The 1,351-nt window shown below is 64.4% G+C and carries 2 protein-coding genes; both read right to left on the bottom strand.

Going from position 1 to position 1,351, the window contains the following annotated elements; all coding sequences use genetic code 11:
• The coding region (locus I71_RS07435; protein WP_042693339.1) for a malic enzyme-like NAD(P)-binding protein at nucleotides 1–826 on the bottom strand (826 nt) is incomplete at its 3' end.
• Between the two features lie 240 nt (nucleotides 827–1,066).
• Nucleotides 1,067–1,351: cation:dicarboxylate symporter family transporter (locus I71_RS07430; RefSeq protein WP_042693336.1), on the bottom strand; the 285-nt coding region annotated here is incomplete at its 5' end.

Genomic DNA, 1,351 nt, shown 5'->3' with positions numbered 1-1,351 from the left:
TGCGGGCCAGCAATCCGGGCTTCAGCACCTTCGCGCCGGACAGGCCGAGGAAGATGTCGGCCCCGTCGATGACGTCGGACAGCGTGCGCGCCTCGGTGTCGTGCGCGTAGGCGTCCTTGTACTCGTTCATCTCCTCGTTGCGGCCCTTGTGGACCACGCCGATGCGGTCGACCAGCCAGACATTCTCGCGCCGCACGCCCAGCGACAGCATCAGGTCCAGGCAGGCGATACCGGCCGCACCGCCGCCGGTGGAGACCACCTTGACCTTGGAGATGTCCTTGCCGACCAGGGCCAGACCGTTCAGCACGGCGGCACCCACCACGATGGCCGTGCCGTGCTGATCGTCGTGGAACACCGGGATCTTCATGCGCTCGCGGCAGCGGCGCTCGATCTCGAAGCAGGCCGGGGCGGCGATGTCTTCCAGGTTGATGGCGCCGAAGGTCGGCTCCAGCCGGACGATGGTGTCGACCAGGCCATCGACATCCAGCTCGTTCAGCTCGATGTCGAAGCAGTCGATGCCAGCGAACTTCTTGAAGAGGACGGCCTTGCCTTCCATCACCGGCTTGGCGGCCATCGGCCCGATGTTGCCCAACCCCAGCACGGCGGTGCCATTGGTGACCACCGCGACCAGATTGGCGCGTGCCGTCAGCTCCGCCGCCTTCGACGGATCCTCGGCGATGGCGGTGCAGGCATGGGCCACGCCCGGCGAATATGCCAGCGCCAGATCGCGCTGGTTGGCCATGGGCTTGGTCGCGACGACTGCCAGCTTACCGGGCCGCGGGTTGCGGTGATACTCAAGCGCCATCGCCTCAAAATCGCCGGACATCGGGTCTCTTCCTCCGGTTAACGAAATTTAAGTTAATTCTTTGCGTTCACTTCACCTGGATGGCGGTTATAGCCCATTCGGGCTGATGCGCCAACCACCCCGGAAAATCAGAAGGGGACGATTCGAACCAAATCGAAGCGTCCCCCTGATCTTACAGGATCCTTTGACGGGCCGGATGGATCATCTTTGGAATTTCCAAAACCGGCCCGCGCATGCTTGCCGCGCGTCTTTTGCAGTTGCTCAGATCCGGGCCAGGGCCGGCTCCTTGAAGTGCTCCTGGTATTCGGCGACCGCCTTGCTCTCGTCGAACTCGCCTTCTATCTTGGCGACGACGACGGTGGCGACGCCGTTGCCGATCAGGTTGGTCAGCGCCCGGGCTTCCGACATGAAGCGGTCGACGCCCAGCAGCAGGGCCAGACCTTCGATCGGCAGCACGCCGGTGGCCGACAGGGTGGCGGCCAACGTCACGAAGCCGCCGCCGGTGACCGCCGCCGCACCCTTGGAGGTCAGCATCAGGATGATCAG

This window comes from Azospirillum sp. B506 (assembly GCF_000333595.1).
Classification (GTDB): domain Bacteria; phylum Pseudomonadota; class Alphaproteobacteria; order Azospirillales; family Azospirillaceae; genus Azospirillum.
The sequence above is the reverse complement of the archived record's forward strand: the minus strand, read 5'-3'. Positions and strand labels throughout refer to the sequence as shown.